We start from the raw sequence: 13,414 nt of genomic DNA, 5'->3' as shown, positions 1-13,414 counted from the left end.
CGGCGCGCATCGGCTTGTGGTGCGGATCGGCTTGGGGTGCGGATCTGCGGATCTGCTTACGGTGCGGACCGGCTCACGGTCTCGCGAACGGGTAGGTCACAGCGGGATGTTGCCGTGCCGGCGTTCCGGCATCGGAGCGCGTTTGCCGCGCAGGGCACGCAGCGCGCGGCAGACCTGCTCCCGGGTCTCGCGCGGCGCGATGACGGCGTCGACATAGCCGCGCTCGGCGGCGAGATAGGGCGTGCCGTGGGTGCGCTCGTACGCGCTGAGCAGACGGGCGCGCAGTGCCTCGGGGTCGTCGGCCGCGGCGAGTTCACGCCGGTGCAGAACGCCCACCGCGCCCTCGGCGCCCATGACGGCGATACGGGCGGTGGGCCAGGCGAGGTTCACATCGGCGCCCAGATGCTTGGAGCCCATTACCGCGTATCCGCCGCCGTACGCCTTGCGCACCACGACCGTGACCTTGGGGACGGTCGCCTCGGCGTAGGCGTAGAGCAATTTCGCTCCGCGCCGGATGATGCCGGCCTGCTCCTGGCGTACCCCGGAGAGATAACCGGGTACGTCGGCGAAGGTCAGCAGCGGGATGCCGAACGCGTCGCAGAACCGCACGAACCGCGCCGCCTTCTCGGAGGCGTCGATGTCGAGCACCCCGGCGGCGTGCAGCGGCTGGTTGGCGACGACACCCACCGAGCGGCCCTCGATCCGGGCCAGGGCGCAGATGATGTTCGGCGCGAACAGCTCCTGCACCTGGAGCAGTTCACCGTCGTCGACGACCGCGTGCAGGATCGCCCGCATGTCGTACGCCTCGCCCAGCCGGTCCGGGACGACCTCGTCGAGGTCGGTGCCGGGCGGCGGGTGCCCGGGGGCGTACTCCGGGGGCCGTTCCAGGTTGTTGGCCGGGAGGTACGACAGCAGGTCGCGCACGGTGTCGAGGGCGTCCTCCTCGTCGGCGGCCAGGAAGTGGGCGTTGCCGTTGACGGTGTTGCTGGTGCGGGCGCCGCCCAGCTCCTCGGCCGTGGTGCGTTCGCCGGTGACCGTCTCGATGACGTCCGGGCCGGTGACGAACATGTGCGAGGCGCCGTCCACCATCACGGTGAAGTCGGTGATCGCCGGTGAGTACGCGGCGCCGCCCGCGCACGGCCCGAGGACGACCGAGATCTGCGGGATCACCCCGGACGCCTTGACGTTGCGGCGCACCAGCTCGGCGTAGAGGGCGAGCGAGGCGACGCCCTCCTGGATACGGGCCCCGCCCGAGTCGTTGAGGCCGATCACCGGGCAGCCGGTCTTCAGGGCCAGGTCCATCAGCGCGACGGTCTTCTCGCCGAAGGCCTCGCCCATGCTGCCGCCGAACACCGTGGAGTCCTGGGCGAACACGCACACCGGGCGGCCGTCGACCGTGCCGTACCCGGTGACCACGCCGTCGCCGTAGGGGCGGCGGGCGTCCTGCCCTGCGGGCCGGGCCCGGACGAACAGGCCGGTCTCCGTGAAGGAGTCCTTGTCCAGGAGCCGTTCGATCCGCTCCCGGGCCGAGAACTCCCCGCGTCTGCGTGGCCCGCCCGGGGCCACCGCCTGGTCCCGGCGGCGCTCCAGGCCGGCGACGCGTTCCGCGGTGCTCCCGGGCACGTGCGCCGCCGTTTCCCCCGGACCGGATGCTGTCACCTCTGTGCTCACAACCACCTCCGAAACGGTTCTCGAATATGGCAGCGAGGTGGGGGAGTGCCGTGCTGATCGCCGTTCTGTGTGGGGGAATTGAGTCCTCCGGTGCGGGGTTTCATCCCCGCGTGACAAGGGAGCGCGGGTCCGGCAGCCGAGAGGCGGGCGTGATTCAGCTGCCCGAGTGCTGAATGCGTTCTCCTTCTTCTATTGGACCTCGGGCCGCCCGGCGTCCAGGCTGGAGTGCACCATCGCCCGACAGCCGGAACGACAACCGGAACGACAGCCGGAAGAGGTCACGAGCACATGCACACCCGCCGCATCGGTGATGTCGACGTCAGCGCGATCGGCCTGGGCGCGATGCCCATGTCCATCGAGGGACGCCCCGACGAGGAACGCTCCCTCGCCACCATCCACGCCGCGCTCGACGCCGGGGTGACACTGATCGACACCGCGGACGCCTACCACAGGGACGCCGACGAGGTCGGTCACAACGAGATCCTCATAGCCAAGGCCCTCGCCTCCCACGACCGCGGCGGTGACGTCCTGGTCGCCACCAAGGGCGGCCATCTGCGCCCCGGTGACGGCAGCTGGACGCTGGACGGCAGCCCCCGTCACCTCAAGGAGGCCTGCGAGGCGTCCCTGCGCCGGCTCGGCGTCGAGGCCATCGGGCTCTACCAGTTCCACCGCCCGGACCCGCGCGTCCCCTACGCCGAGTCCGTCGGCGCGATCCGGGACCTGCTGGACGAGGGCAAGATCCGCATGGCCGGCATCTCGAACGCGAACCCCGAGCAGATCCGGCTGGCCAACGAGATCCTCGGCGGCCGCCTGGTCTCCGTGCAGAACCAGTTCTCCCCGGCCTTCCGCTCCAGCGAGCCGGAGCTGGACCTGTGCGACGAACTCGGCATCGCGTTCCTGCCCTGGAGCCCCCTCGGCGGGATCTCGAAGGCCGCCGAACTCGGCTCGGGCCACGCCCCCTTCGCCCGTATCGCCGACGCACACGGCGTGAGCCCGCAGCGCGTGTGCCTGGCGTGGATGCTCGCCAAGTCGCCCATGGTCGTCCCGATCCCGGGCGCCAGCCGCCCCGAGACCATCCGCGACTCGCTCGCCGCCACCGACCTCACCCTCACGCCGGAGGAACGGGCGGAGCTGGACGCAGCCTGAACAGACCACGAGACCCGGGGCCGGCCACGCGCCGCTCCGGGTCTGGACGATCAGTTCTGGTCAGATCCGCCCCTGTTGAGGAAAACGTGTGAATGTTTCCGCGTGGTTCGGGCATACGCAGCGCAAATCACAGAGAGGGGCGCTACGTGCTCGTACCGGACCGGAAGGCCGTCAGGGAGTTGCTGACGCGGTATGCGTCGCTGAGGATCGCTCAGGCGGAGAGGCGCACGCCGGCGACGGCACGCGAGCTGGACGACGTCAGTTACACGCTGTGCGTGATGATGGGGACGTCCGACATCAGCGATGCCATCGCCAAGGCGGATGTGCTGCTGCTCACCAAGGAGCGGTCCGCTGCCGCGGACACGGACGGGGAGAACGGTCTGACGCTGGTCGGCTGACATCTCGCAGGACCTGGTCATGAACCGGGCGACGCCCCGGCGGCCCGTGCACGGGCCGCCGGGGCGTTCGCCTTCCCGTGGAACGCCGTGCGATACGCGTACGGCGTCGTGCCCACCACCTTGCGAAACCGCTCCCGGAACGCCGTCGGCGAGCCGAATCCCGCCTGCCGGGCGATCCGTTCCACGGAGTGGTCGGTGTTCTCCAGCAGGTACTGGGCGCGCCGCACCCGCGCCCGCAGCAGCCACTGCAACGGCGTGGTGCCGGTCTGCTCACGGAAGCGGCGGCTGAACGTCCGCTCGCTCATCCCCGCACGCTCCGCCAGCGCGCCCAGCGTCACCTCGCGCGCGAGGTTGTCCTCGATCCACTCCAGCACCGGCTCCAGCGCCGACCCCCGGGGCACCGGCGGGTGCTCGTGCACGATGAACTGGGCCTGACCGCCCTCCCGTTCCAGCGGCATGACCGACATCCGCGCGATGTTCGCCGCGACGGCCGACCCCAGGTCCCGCCGGATCATGTGCAGGCACAGGTCCAGCGCGGCCGCCGCACCGGCCGAGGTGAGGATCTGCCCGTTGTCGACATACAGCACGTCCGGTTCCACCTCGACCCGCGGGAACCGGTGGGCCAGCTCACCCGCGGCCACCCAGTGCGTGGTGGCGCGCAGTCCGTCCAGCAGCCCGGCCTCCGCCAGCACGAAGGCCCCGACGCACACGGACGCGATCCGGGTACCGGCCGCGGCGGCCTGCCGCAGGGCCGCCAACACCGGCTCGGACGGCGGCGCGGCCTCGGGGGAGCACCCCGGCACGATGATCGTGTCGGCCTCCGCCAGCGCCTCAAGACCCCGGTCGACGCGCAGGGTGAAACCGCCGTCCGCGCGCACCTGAGGCGTCTCGGCACACAACCGGACCCGGTAGGCCGGCCGCCCGTCCGGCATCTGGGTCCAGGCGAACGTCTGCTGGGGCGCCGCCATGTCGAACGGCACCACTTGATCGAGAACCAGGATCGCCACCGAGTGCATGGCCGCCACCCTAGGCGCATTCCCGCCAGGCGTACGAACCGCCGATTCGCCGGCCCGCGGCGCACAAGGGCAGGTCACAGGAGTTGGCGGGAACCCGTTGGAAGCTGTCGTTTCAGCCCATGGGTGATCACGCCCGGGCTCCCTAACGTGGGCCCCGCACCGTCGACCGCATCACGGAAAGAGCCCCGGTGACCAAGATCCTGCTGTCCCTGCACGTGCTGGCCGCCATCGTCGCCATCGGTCCCGTGACCGTCGCGGCCAGCATGTTCCCGCCCGCGGCGCGCCGCGCCGGCCCCGCGGGCGGCGACGCCCCCGACCCGTCGGCGGTGAGCACGGTCGCGCTGCTGCACCGCATCTGCCGCGTCTACGCCGGCATCGGACTGACCGTCCCGCTGTTCGGGTTCGCCACCGGCGCCGCGATGGGCGTCCTGGGCAGCGGATGGCTCGTGACGTCCATCGCACTGACCGCCGCTGCCGCGGGCATCCTGGTCGCCTTCGTCCTGCCCCGCCAGGAGGAGCTCCTCGGCCAACTGAACGGCGACCAGGCCGTCGAACACCGCAGTACCGTTCAACTCGCCATGTTCACCGGCATCTTCAACCTGCTGTGGGCGACGGTCACCGTCCTGATGATCGTCCGGCCGGGCTCCACGACAGGAGCCTGAGCGCCGGCTGCCCGCCCGTCACGGATGTCCGGTCTGCGTCAAGTCCATGCGGGGAATTCACACTCCGGGACACCTGTCCGCCTACACTCGGCTCTCTCGCCCCCGCACGGGGCCGACGAGTAGAAAGGCGCGTTGACGGGTGTTCCAGGATTCCCCCATCTACGACCGACTCATCGCGGAGTGCGGCGATGTGCCCACCCAGGTTCGCCGCGAGGCCGAACGCGTGAGCAGGGAACTGGAGCTGGTCATGCGGCCCGCGCAGTCCCCTGGCTACGACCGCCCGCACTCCCCGGGCACCGGGTGGCAGCGCACGGCCATGCTGCCCGGGCCGCGGGCGCAGTGAACCAGGACCGGCGGACGGCCGGTCCTGGTGCTCAACAGGCCGTCCGGTTCGCGCCGTTGACGCGCGACGGCGCCTCGGGAACGGGGCGGGCCAGCCACTCGGCGATGGTGCGGGCGATCGGCTGACCCGTCTCCACCTCGACGAACCCGAACTGCCCCGACTGATTGCACTCCAGGAACCACCAGGTCCCGTCGGCGTCCTCGACGAAGTCGAAAGCACCGTAGGCCAGTTCCGCCTCCCGCAGGTAGGCCCGGACGCCCGGCGCGATGCACGACGGCACGTCGGTGGGCCGCCACGGTGCGCCGGGCGCGGCGAACCGCACGTCGACGTCGTCGGGGTCCGCGTCCGCGGCGGCCGCCTTGCGGGCCGCCAGCATCCGATCGCCCACCACGGTGAGACGGATGTCGGCCCGCTTGGAGATCCGCCGCTGAAGCAGCGTTGGCCCGAACGCGACCGCGGAGAAGTCCGTGTCGGGTGCGACCCGGCTGGCCGGCACCGCCCGGGGCGGGTCCTGCGGATGCGCGCCCGACACCGGCTTGACCACCAGGTCCGGGTAGCGCTCCGAGAACTCGCGGGCGGCGCGCGGGAAGGTCGTGATCAGCGTCGCCGGCACGGGCAGTCCGCACCGCTGGGCGAGACGCAGCTGCCAGGGCTTGTGCCGGGCCCGGCGGGCCGCGTCGGGGTGGTTCATCCAGCGCGCGTCCGAGCCCCGCAGCATGCCGTAGAGCGCCTGGGCGGCCTCCTCGGTCAGCCACGCGGACGGCTGGGCCGCCCGCCCGGCCGGGGTGCCCGGCCTGCGTACCCATACCGACCGCAGCCCCCCGATGCTCACCAGCCGCCCCCCGGCGGACAGATGGCCGCGGAAACGGCCGTGGACGTACTCCCCGGACAGCGCGACACCACCGGTCAGATCGGCGGGGTCGACGCGGACCACGGGAACCCCCGTCGCGTTGAGATGCACGACCACCATGTCCGCGGTCACGTCCTCCTCGCAGGTGAGGATCAGTACCGTCATCTTCGGCGGCCCGTGGTCAGTCGTCGAAGTGCGTCTTGGAGCCGGCGGTGGACGTCGTGGTGCCGACCTCCCTCAGCAGGGCGAAGTCGGAGGCGGCCACCCGGCCGTCGTGGAGCACGTTCAACTGGAGTCCGGCGTCGTACACGTACGGAATGGCAGCTTCCAACTCCACTGCCGGGCGCGCGTAGTTGAGCGCGAACGGTTGCATCGTCTCTCCCTCGTCGGTGCTGCGCCGACCAAGCCGGATCCAGGGGCACGGCCACCCGGTCCGCCGACTCGTTTCGGCTCCCAGAGACTTATACGAATCGAACGGGTGGTTGGTTTCCTTACTTTCCGTAGTCATCGGGCCGGTTGGCGGTCCGGCCGGTTCTCCGGTCGGCGTGTCGTACTGCGCTCCCGCTCGCCGAGGGAGCCGCGGACGGTGCGCAGAGCGAGCAGCAGAACGCCGATGTCGTCCAGGTAGACCGGGTCGGGCAGCACGTCGGCGGGCAGCACGAAATAGAGAACCGCGCCCCAGAAGACCCAGCGCGGGCCCGTGGGCAGTCCCGCGCGCCGTAGTTCGCGCCGGGTTCTGACCAGCCGCACGAGGACGCCGACGGCGAGGACGAGGACGATGGCCGCGAGAACCGCGGCCACAGTGATCACCGTTGTGGTCGTATCCACGGGCTGCCCTCCTCCTGGCGTGCCGTGACACGGGGGGTCCTTTCCTGGATTCCCGTTTCCGGCGTCTGTATTGCGGCCGGGGCCCGACATGTCGCCGCGTCGGCCGGTTTTGCCGTGCCGCCGCAGGTGCGGCGGGTCATCCCGGCTCACCCGAGTGGCACGGCGTGACGGGGGCACCTGGTCATGGCCAGCGTAACGTCGCTCGTCGCATGACGGCGGAGCAGACGAGCCCGCAGCCCGCCTTCGGCTCGTACGAGACGTACGGTTCTTCCGACCGGCCGGGCATCGAGCCCGGCACCCTCGGCTCTCACCCGGTGGCGGGCGAGGCGGTCAGCCCGCCACCCCGGTCCGGACCGGACGAGCCAGGCCGCCACGCGGCCCGCGGCCCGTCCCGGTCCCGGACAAGGCGGACGTGAGCTTCGCCCGGCCCGCCGCGACCGGCTTGATGAGTCGGATGAGGTGTATGCGCGGGCTGTCGGCCATGGCCTGGATGAGCCGGATGAGGTGTATGCGCGGGCTGCCGCCCATTGCTTGGATGAGTCGAACGAGGCGCACGCGCGGGGCCGTGGCTTGGATGAGTCGAACGAGGCGCACGGGCGGGGCCGTGGCTTGGATCAGTCGGACGAGGCGCACGTGCGAGCCGTCGGCTCTGGCGTGGGTCGGACGGGACACGCGGCCGCGCGGCCTGCCGCCCCCCCCGGCTCGGACGCGACGGCCGAGCGGTCTGTGGCCCCCGCCCCGGGCACGGCGGCCCAGCGGTCCGCCATCCCCGCCCCGGGCGACGCGGGCACGCGGTCCGCTCCCGCCGGCTCGAAGGCGGCGGCCGAGCGGTCCGCCGTGCCGGGCAAGAACTGGAAGGACCCCGCAGAGGCGCGCCCTGCCCCGCCGCACAGGACTGGCTGGATCCGGCTGAGGTACGGCCTGTCGACCCGCCCCGGACCGTACGGACCAGGCGCCGGCCGAGCCCGCCGACGAAGCACGCCAAACGGCGGAGTGACGCCTACTCACCCCGTACCGGACCGGATCAGCCCGCAGCGGTCCGGTCCGGGCGCCGTTCGCCACCCGGCGGTCGAGCAGCCCGGCCAGTACCGGCCGGGCCTCAGGGGGACTTCACGGAAGCGGACGCCGGCGGGGTGGTGGAACGCGTTGCCGATCGCCGAGCCGTCCCGACGATGCCGATCTTCCCGATCCCCTTGCTGCCCATGGAGTTGAGAAGGGGATCGTCCTCGTCCAGCCGCGGCATACACCCCGAGCAGCCGGCCGACCCGGACCTCGCCACCCCGTCGCGAAGAGCTCTGGAAGAGCCCCTACCGCTCGTCCCGGGACGGGGCCACGGGACGCTGGGGCCTGCCTTTGAGGCGTTCGAACGTACGCGTGAGCTGTTGTAGCGGTGACGCCACGGGAGTGTCGGAGGGCTGCTGCCGCACGGGAGCGGCCTCGGCGGACTCCTGGTAGGCGGCCAGGGCCTCGTGGGCGCGTTCGGCCGCCTGCCGGTACAGGTCGCGTGACTTCGTCATGGCCTCCAGCGCCTCGGCGTACATGGCCACCAGCCCGCGCTGACGCTCCAGCTCCTCCTCGAGAGTCAGCAGGTGCCAGTCCTCGCGCAGAGCGGTGAGGGCGTCCTCGGCGCCGTCGGGCAGCGGTCTCGGCAGCGCGGCGTACCGCGTCACCGCGTCGACGAGGTCGGTGGGCTCCGAGCCGTCGAGGAAGACCGCGCGGACGGAGAAGTCCTCGGCGTCGTAACCGTCCGGAACCGGCTTACCGGGCAGCACCACGGCACCGCCGCGCGGCACCTGGACCCCCAGATCGCGCAGGGCCCAGTTGAGGCCTCGGTGCTGCTGGGGCGCGGCGCGGTGTTCCACCACTCGGTGCCGCAGCCCCACCGGCAGCCACCGCGCCACCGGCACCCGGCCGCGGTCGTCGGTGGTCATCGCCTCGTGGACGACCACGTGGATGTGCCACCCACCGCGCACCGCGTTCCGGAACAGGCGCCGCGTCTCCTTGTCGTCGTGGGGAAGCGGATTGACCTTCCGCAGGGACAGCCCCGCGACGCCGTCCCGGTCCCAGGCGACGTCCGGCTCCTCCGGCCAGAACAGCCCGGCGGGCGACGGCCAGTGGTCGTTCCACGGCTGCTCGGCCTCCGCGACCAGGATCCACTCCTGCCCGCCGTCCGGCCCGGGCGTCACGCCGATCCGGGCCCGCACGGTCACCGTCTCCTCCACCCGCCAGCGGGCCTCGAAGACCCGCTCCGCCGGGGCGGCCTCGGTCCCGGACTCGGGCAACTCCAGAAAGTCGTCGATGGCCCGACTTCGCTTGCGCTCCTCCAGAGAGCGCCGGAGAACGTCTTCCGCGGTGCCTTCGGCATGGCGGCCGCGGGCCAGCCACACCGTGGCGGGAGTCATGGGGCGGACGGTGGAGGAGGTCGGCATGGGTCCAACTGTGAACGGGGACAGGTGCGCCCTGCCAGTATCGTCGCCGCAGGCCGACCGGCATAACCCGGGGTCACACACGGGCCGGCGCCATGCGGCACCCGGCGGCGCCACGGGGCAGCGCCGGGTGCGCGGAGGCGCGCGGCGCGCACGGGGTGTGCGTGCCGCGCGCACACCGGCGGATCCTCACTCGTGGCCTCACCGGCGCCCGGTCCCGACAATGGTCCGCACGAGCAGGGCCCGCCCACCATCCGCATCGGGGCGGGTCCTGCTCGCTCGCCGTCAGGCCTCCTGGGGCGCGGCGCCGCGCCCCAGGAGCTGGAACTGGATCCCCTCCGACGTATGGGGCTGGGTGAAGGCGTTGAGGTTCCGGGATGTCGCGCTGTTCCAGCACGCAACGGTAGACGCAGCCCATCTCTCGAAGCAGCAGCGGCGCGACGTCCGTTTCGAAGTCGATCTGTGCGCTGCCGCGCGTTTCCTCCGCACGCCTGCGCAGGTCGCGGATGGCCGCCACGTCTTGCAGCCAGACGGGCAATGACATCGTGGGCGCTCAGCCCCAGTCCCTGCACGACCCGCACCACATGGCCGGGGCTGCCCCCGGCCGTGATCAGCGCTGGGCGGTCAGCCTCTCGTAGCCGGCGAGTCGCACGCACACCGTGATGCCGTAGGCGATCTGCTCCAGCTCCTCGAGTGTCGGATAGGAGGGGCCGATGCGGATGACCCGGTCGTCCGGATCGTTGCCGTGGGGGTGCGTGGCCCCGGCCGGGGTGACGGCGATGCCGGCCTCGGCGGCCAGGCGGACCACTTCACGGGCACAGCCGTCGAGGACCGTGAGCGCGACGAAGTAACCGCCCTTCGGCCGCGTCCACGTGGCGAGCCCGGTGTCGCCGAGCTGCTCGCTGAAGACGCGGTCCACCGTCTCGAACTTCGGCGCCAGGATCCGTCGGTGGCGGCGCATGTGAGCGCGCAGCCCGTCGGTGTCCTTGAGGAAGAGCGCGTGGCGGAGCTGGTTGAGCTTGTCCGGGCCGATCGTCCGCTTGGTCGAGTTGGCACGCCACCAGGCGACGTTCGCGGGAGAAGAGCCGAGGAAAGCGACCCCTGCCCCGGCGAAAGTGATCTTCGAGGTGGAGCCGAACACGAACACCCGGTCCGGGTGGCCGGCCTCCGCGCATGCGGCGAGGATGTCGCCGACGCCCGTCTCGCCGTCGAGGTGGTGCACCGCGTAGGCGTTGTCCCAGAAGATCCTGAAGTCCGGCGCGGCCGTCTCCATGGTGGACAGCCGGCGCACGGTCTCGTCGCTGTAGCAGGTGCCGTCGGGGTTGCTGTACTTGGGCACGCACCAGATGCCCTTGATCCTCGCGTCGGAGCGCACGAGGTTCTCGACGACACCCATGTCCGGTCCGCCGTCGGTCATCGGGACGGGGATCATGTCGATGCCCAAGCGTTCACACAGGGCGAAGTGCCGGTCGTAGCCGGGCACCGGACAGAGAAAGGCCACCCGTTGATCGGCCCAGCGGCCCTCGGCCCCGGGCACAGTGCCGAGGAGGGCGTGCACCAGGCAGTCGTGCATGAGCTCGAGGCTCGAGTTGCCGACCGCCAGCAGCTGGTCGACGGGCACCTGGAGGGCGGGGGCGAAGATGTCACGCAGCTCCCGCAGCCCGTCACCCGGGGCGCCGTAGTTGCGGCAGTCGGTGCCGTCCAGTGCCGTGTAGCGCCCGCCGGGCAACGTGAGCAGTTCAGCGGACAGGTCGAGCTGCTCGGGTGAGGGCTTGCCCCTGGTCAGGTCCAGTGAGAGACCGCGGTCCTTGAGGCCGGCGTAGTCACGACGCGCCTCGTCCAGGTGTAAGGCGAGGGCGTCGGCGTCACGGTGAGCAATGGTTGTCATGGTGTCCTTCGGTCAACGCGGGGTGACGGGCGGCGCCGTTGTGCCGCCGCCCTGACCGACGCTAACAAGCAACAACCGGTCGGCTCACCGTTTTTGCTGCTCGGCGACCTATCTCCCGCCGAATCCGAACATGGCCAACAGCAGATCCGACAGTATCCGCACTGGGTTCACCCACCCCCACACCGGAGGTCGTCATGACCGACGCACGTACCGCACGGCCCTGGCCTGGCAGAACACGGCCTGTAACCAGCCCCCGCATCCCAGCTTCTTCATCTGCACACGGCGATGTGGTCAAGTGGCGGCCAGAGTCGGTGCCCGGTGAGGCCGACCCCGGCCGGGCAAGACCCCGTCCTGGGCGCAGGCTGGTCGGGCTGCGGACGGCCGTGGGCGGCGGCGGCGCGATCAGCGCGGCCGGACGGCGGCCGTCCCTGAAGGCCGCCGTTCCGCTCGCGCCGTTCTCTCCCTCACAGGACCTGCCCACCCTTCGAGTTCGGACGATGATCATCAGTGCGCGGGACGCCGGCACCGTCACTCCGTCCTACCTCGACGGCCTCTACGCGCCCATGCCGGCCGGCAGGCAGAGCGCCTTCGCCGAGCTCACCAACGGCGGCGGCGGCTTCCCCACGTGCGGGAACTCGGCCGTGACGCGCCGCATGATCCCCTGGCTCAAGATCTTCATCGACCACCACACGCGCTACACCCGACTTCTGGGCCCGTCCCGGGCGGACTCCAGCGGCATCTCCCGGTACCGGAGCAAGTGCCCCTGCGCGCCACCTGGCCAGACGCCCCCTCCGCCGAGCGGCGCGCCGACCGTCGGTTCCGGCTCCGACCGCTCGCTGGACGTGCCGAACACATCGCAGACCAACGGCACGAACCAACGCTGGAGCGTCAACGCGAACGGCACCATCATCAGCGCCCGGTCCGGCCTGTGCCTGGACGCGTACAACGCCGGAACCGCCAACGGCACACCCAGTAGTCCTGTAGACCTGTAACGGCGGCCCCTATCAGCGGTGGGCCCTCGGATGAAGCGCAGGCCGGACCGCGGGTCACGGCTGGGGGCGCCTGTGCCGTGGCCGTCGGCGGCGTTCCCAGAACGTGTGACCCGGCCAGCGCTGTTCCTGGCCGTAGGTCTCGGCGTGATGTCGCTCGTAAATGTCCGTGATCCCCTCCAGGAACAGGGAGTACTCCGCGAGGGCGGCCGTCTCGCCGGACAGGCACCGGTCGACGGTCCGGCCGGCGCGGGCTCCGGTGTGGAGGGCGTTGAGGATGCCCTGTGAGGAGAGCGGGTCGACCGCGAGGGCGGCGTCTCCGGTGGCGATCCATCCGGGACCCGCCGCGGGGGACAGACGCAGCCCGTGGGCGGGGGTCCAGCGGGGTGCCGCGGCGTGGGCCGGGTCGTAGCCGTCGAGGCGGGTGCGGATGTGGCGGGTGGTCCCGAGGGCGCCGAGGAACCCTTCGACGGTGCGCAGGGAGGAGTCGGTCAGGTCCGTGTCGGTGAGGTGTGCGACCAGTCGTCCGGCCGGAACCCGGCCCGTGTACCACCAGCCGCCGGGCACCGCCTCGACGAGCGTGCGGAGTTCGGTGTCCTCGGTGTGATGACCGGGGAGCCGTCGTCCGAACAGGGCGTACACGGCGACGAGCCTGTCCTGCTTGTGGCGTCGGCCCTGCCGGCGGCCGATCACGGCGCGGCGGCCGGTGGCGTCCACGACCCAGTCGCAGCGCACCTCTTGGAGCCGGCCGCCTTCGCGGATCAGTACGCGTCGGTCACCGGCGGGGGTGGGGTGCGGCACGGCTTCGGCCCGGCGCAGTTCGGCCCCCGCCCTTTCGGCGGCGCTCCGCAGAAACGCGTCGAACCGGGTCCGGTCCAGGTGCCAGCCGTGTCCGTGCGGGTCGTGGAGGTGGCTGTGGCCGTGGAGTGTCTCCGACCCCCAGGAGGCGTAGGTTCCCACGCACCGCAGGTGAGGGGCCGCGGCGAACTCGGGCCACAGGCCCAGATCGTGCAGCAGCGGCCTGGCTGCGGGTGGCAGGGTCTCCCCGATCCGGAAAGGGGAGGACCGGGGACCGTCCGTGCTCTTGTCGACGAGCAGGACACGACGCCCGGCCCGCGCCAGGACCAGGGCCGCGACGGCGCCTGCCGGACCGCCTCCGGCCACGATCACTTCGTAGGTCACCGTTCACCTCGTAGG

Annotated in this window: 14 protein-coding genes and 2 pseudogenes; 7 read left to right on the top strand and 9 right to left on the bottom strand. The window is 71.7% G+C overall.

The window, feature by feature from the left end; genetic code table 11:
- Positions 1–96 precede the first annotated feature (96 nt).
- Positions 97–1,623: an acyl-CoA carboxylase subunit beta gene (locus tag HDA41_RS01660; RefSeq protein WP_184979923.1), complete on the bottom strand. Its 1,527-nt coding sequence runs from the start codon at positions 1,621–1,623 to the stop codon at positions 97–99.
- Positions 1,624–1,959: 336 nt separating this feature from the next.
- Between HDA41_RS01660 and HDA41_RS01655 the strand changes: the two genes are divergently transcribed.
- Positions 1,960–2,817: an aldo/keto reductase gene (locus HDA41_RS01655; RefSeq protein ID WP_184979922.1), complete on the top strand. Its 858-nt coding sequence runs from the start codon at positions 1,960–1,962 to the stop codon at positions 2,815–2,817.
- 146 nt (positions 2,818–2,963) lie between these two features.
- Positions 2,964–3,215 (top strand): DUF5133 domain-containing protein, encoded by a 252-nt coding sequence (locus tag HDA41_RS01650; RefSeq protein WP_184979921.1) that lies wholly within the window; start codon positions 2,964–2,966, stop codon positions 3,213–3,215.
- Positions 3,216–3,232: 17 nt separating this feature from the next.
- On the opposite strand, the gene HDA41_RS01645 is transcribed toward HDA41_RS01650, so the two are convergent.
- A complete protein-coding gene (locus HDA41_RS01645; protein ID WP_184979920.1) occupies positions 3,233–4,231 on the bottom strand; it encodes a GlxA family transcriptional regulator in 999 nt (332 codons plus the stop codon).
- Between the two features lie 188 nt (positions 4,232–4,419).
- On the opposite strand from HDA41_RS01645, the gene HDA41_RS01640 reads away from it, so the two are divergent.
- Together HDA41_RS01640 and HDA41_RS01635 are read left to right on the top strand one after the other, a co-directional pair.
- Complete coding sequence (locus HDA41_RS01640; RefSeq protein WP_184979919.1) at positions 4,420–4,893, top strand: hypothetical protein; 474 nt, start codon at positions 4,420–4,422, stop codon at positions 4,891–4,893.
- Positions 4,894–5,032: 139 nt separating this feature from the next.
- Positions 5,033–5,236, top strand: a complete 204-nt coding sequence (locus HDA41_RS01635; protein ID WP_184979917.1) for a hypothetical protein — start codon at positions 5,033–5,035, stop codon at positions 5,234–5,236.
- Between the two features lie 31 nt (positions 5,237–5,267).
- On the opposite strand, the gene tgmB is transcribed toward HDA41_RS01635, so the two are convergent.
- From tgmB to HDA41_RS01620, 3 genes are all read right to left on the bottom strand, one after another.
- Positions 5,268–6,251 carry an ATP-grasp ribosomal peptide maturase gene (gene tgmB / locus HDA41_RS01630; RefSeq protein ID WP_184979915.1) on the bottom strand — a complete coding sequence of 328 codons (984 nt, stop codon included), beginning with the start codon at positions 6,249–6,251 and terminating at the stop codon, positions 5,268–5,270.
- Positions 6,252–6,267: 16 nt separating this feature from the next.
- Positions 6,268–6,459, bottom strand: coding sequence for a putative ATP-grasp-modified RiPP (tgmA, locus tag HDA41_RS01625; protein WP_010038137.1), 192 nt, complete (start codon positions 6,457–6,459; stop codon positions 6,268–6,270).
- A 131-nt stretch (positions 6,460–6,590) separates the two neighbouring features.
- On the bottom strand, positions 6,591–6,914 hold the full coding sequence (locus tag HDA41_RS01620; RefSeq protein ID WP_184979913.1) for a YkvA family protein: 324 nt from the start codon (positions 6,912–6,914) through the stop codon (positions 6,591–6,593).
- A gap of 209 nt (positions 6,915–7,123) precedes the next feature.
- On the opposite strand from HDA41_RS01620, the gene HDA41_RS01615 reads away from it, so the two are divergent.
- Positions 7,124–7,330, top strand: coding sequence for a hypothetical protein (locus HDA41_RS01615; protein ID WP_184979911.1), 207 nt, complete (start codon positions 7,124–7,126; stop codon positions 7,328–7,330).
- 588 nt (positions 7,331–7,918) lie between these two features.
- Here the strand turns inward: HDA41_RS01615 and HDA41_RS40880 are convergent.
- The 3 genes and pseudogenes from HDA41_RS40880 to HDA41_RS01605 form a co-directional block, all read right to left on the bottom strand.
- A pseudogene (locus HDA41_RS40880) lies at positions 7,919–8,148 on the bottom strand (xanthine dehydrogenase family protein molybdopterin-binding subunit); the annotation flags it as partial.
- Positions 8,149–8,221: 73 nt separating this feature from the next.
- Positions 8,222–9,343 (bottom strand): hypothetical protein, encoded by a 1,122-nt coding sequence (locus HDA41_RS01610; protein ID WP_184979909.1) that lies wholly within the window; start codon positions 9,341–9,343, stop codon positions 8,222–8,224.
- A gap of 607 nt (positions 9,344–9,950) precedes the next feature.
- On the bottom strand, positions 9,951–11,228 hold the full coding sequence (locus HDA41_RS01605; protein ID WP_184979907.1) for an aspartate aminotransferase type Ic: 1,278 nt from the start codon (positions 11,226–11,228) through the stop codon (positions 9,951–9,953).
- 193 nt (positions 11,229–11,421) lie between these two features.
- On the opposite strand from HDA41_RS01605, the pseudogene HDA41_RS42620 reads away from it, so the two are divergent.
- Positions 11,422–11,550 (top strand): annotated as a pseudogene (locus HDA41_RS42620) (rhamnogalacturonan lyase family protein); the annotation flags it as partial.
- Positions 11,516–12,220 carry a poly(ethylene terephthalate) hydrolase family protein gene (locus HDA41_RS01600; protein WP_435835673.1) on the top strand — a complete coding sequence of 235 codons (705 nt, stop codon included), beginning with the start codon at positions 11,516–11,518 and terminating at the stop codon, positions 12,218–12,220. The pseudogene HDA41_RS42620 and the gene HDA41_RS01600, both read left to right, overlap by 35 nt.
- A 54-nt stretch (positions 12,221–12,274) precedes the next feature.
- On the opposite strand, the gene HDA41_RS01595 is transcribed toward HDA41_RS01600, so the two are convergent.
- Positions 12,275–13,399: an NAD(P)/FAD-dependent oxidoreductase gene (locus HDA41_RS01595; protein ID WP_184979903.1), complete on the bottom strand. Its 1,125-nt coding sequence runs from the start codon at positions 13,397–13,399 to the stop codon at positions 12,275–12,277.
- Positions 13,400–13,414 lie beyond the last annotated feature (15 nt).

It is taken from the genome of Streptomyces caelestis (assembly GCF_014205255.1).
Classification (GTDB): Bacteria; Actinomycetota; Actinomycetes; order Streptomycetales; family Streptomycetaceae; genus Streptomyces; species Streptomyces caelestis.
The sequence above is the reverse complement of the archived record's forward strand: the minus strand, read 5'-3'. Positions and strand labels throughout refer to the sequence as shown.

Bases quoted from the DNA above. Each gene is read 5' to 3' on its own strand.
- HDA41_RS01655 (WP_184979922.1), top strand. From the start codon at position 1,960: ATGCACACCCGCCGCATCGGTGATGTCGACGTCAGCGCGATCGGCCTG.
- HDA41_RS01645 (WP_184979920.1), bottom strand. From the start codon at position 4,231: ATGCACTCGGTGGCGATCCTGGTTCTCGATCAAGTGGTGCCGTTCGAC.
- tgmB (WP_184979915.1), bottom strand. From the start codon at position 6,251: ATGACGGTACTGATCCTCACCTGCGAGGAGGACGTGACCGCGGACATG.
- tgmA (WP_010038137.1), bottom strand. From the start codon at position 6,459: ATGCAACCGTTCGCGCTCAACTACGCGCGCCCGGCAGTGGAGTTGGAA.
- HDA41_RS01615 (WP_184979911.1), top strand. From the start codon at position 7,124: ATGACGGCGGAGCAGACGAGCCCGCAGCCCGCCTTCGGCTCGTACGAG.
- HDA41_RS01610 (WP_184979909.1), bottom strand. From the start codon at position 9,343: ATGCCGACCTCCTCCACCGTCCGCCCCATGACTCCCGCCACGGTGTGG.
- HDA41_RS01605 (WP_184979907.1), bottom strand. From the start codon at position 11,228: ATGACAACCATTGCTCACCGTGACGCCGACGCCCTCGCCTTACACCTG.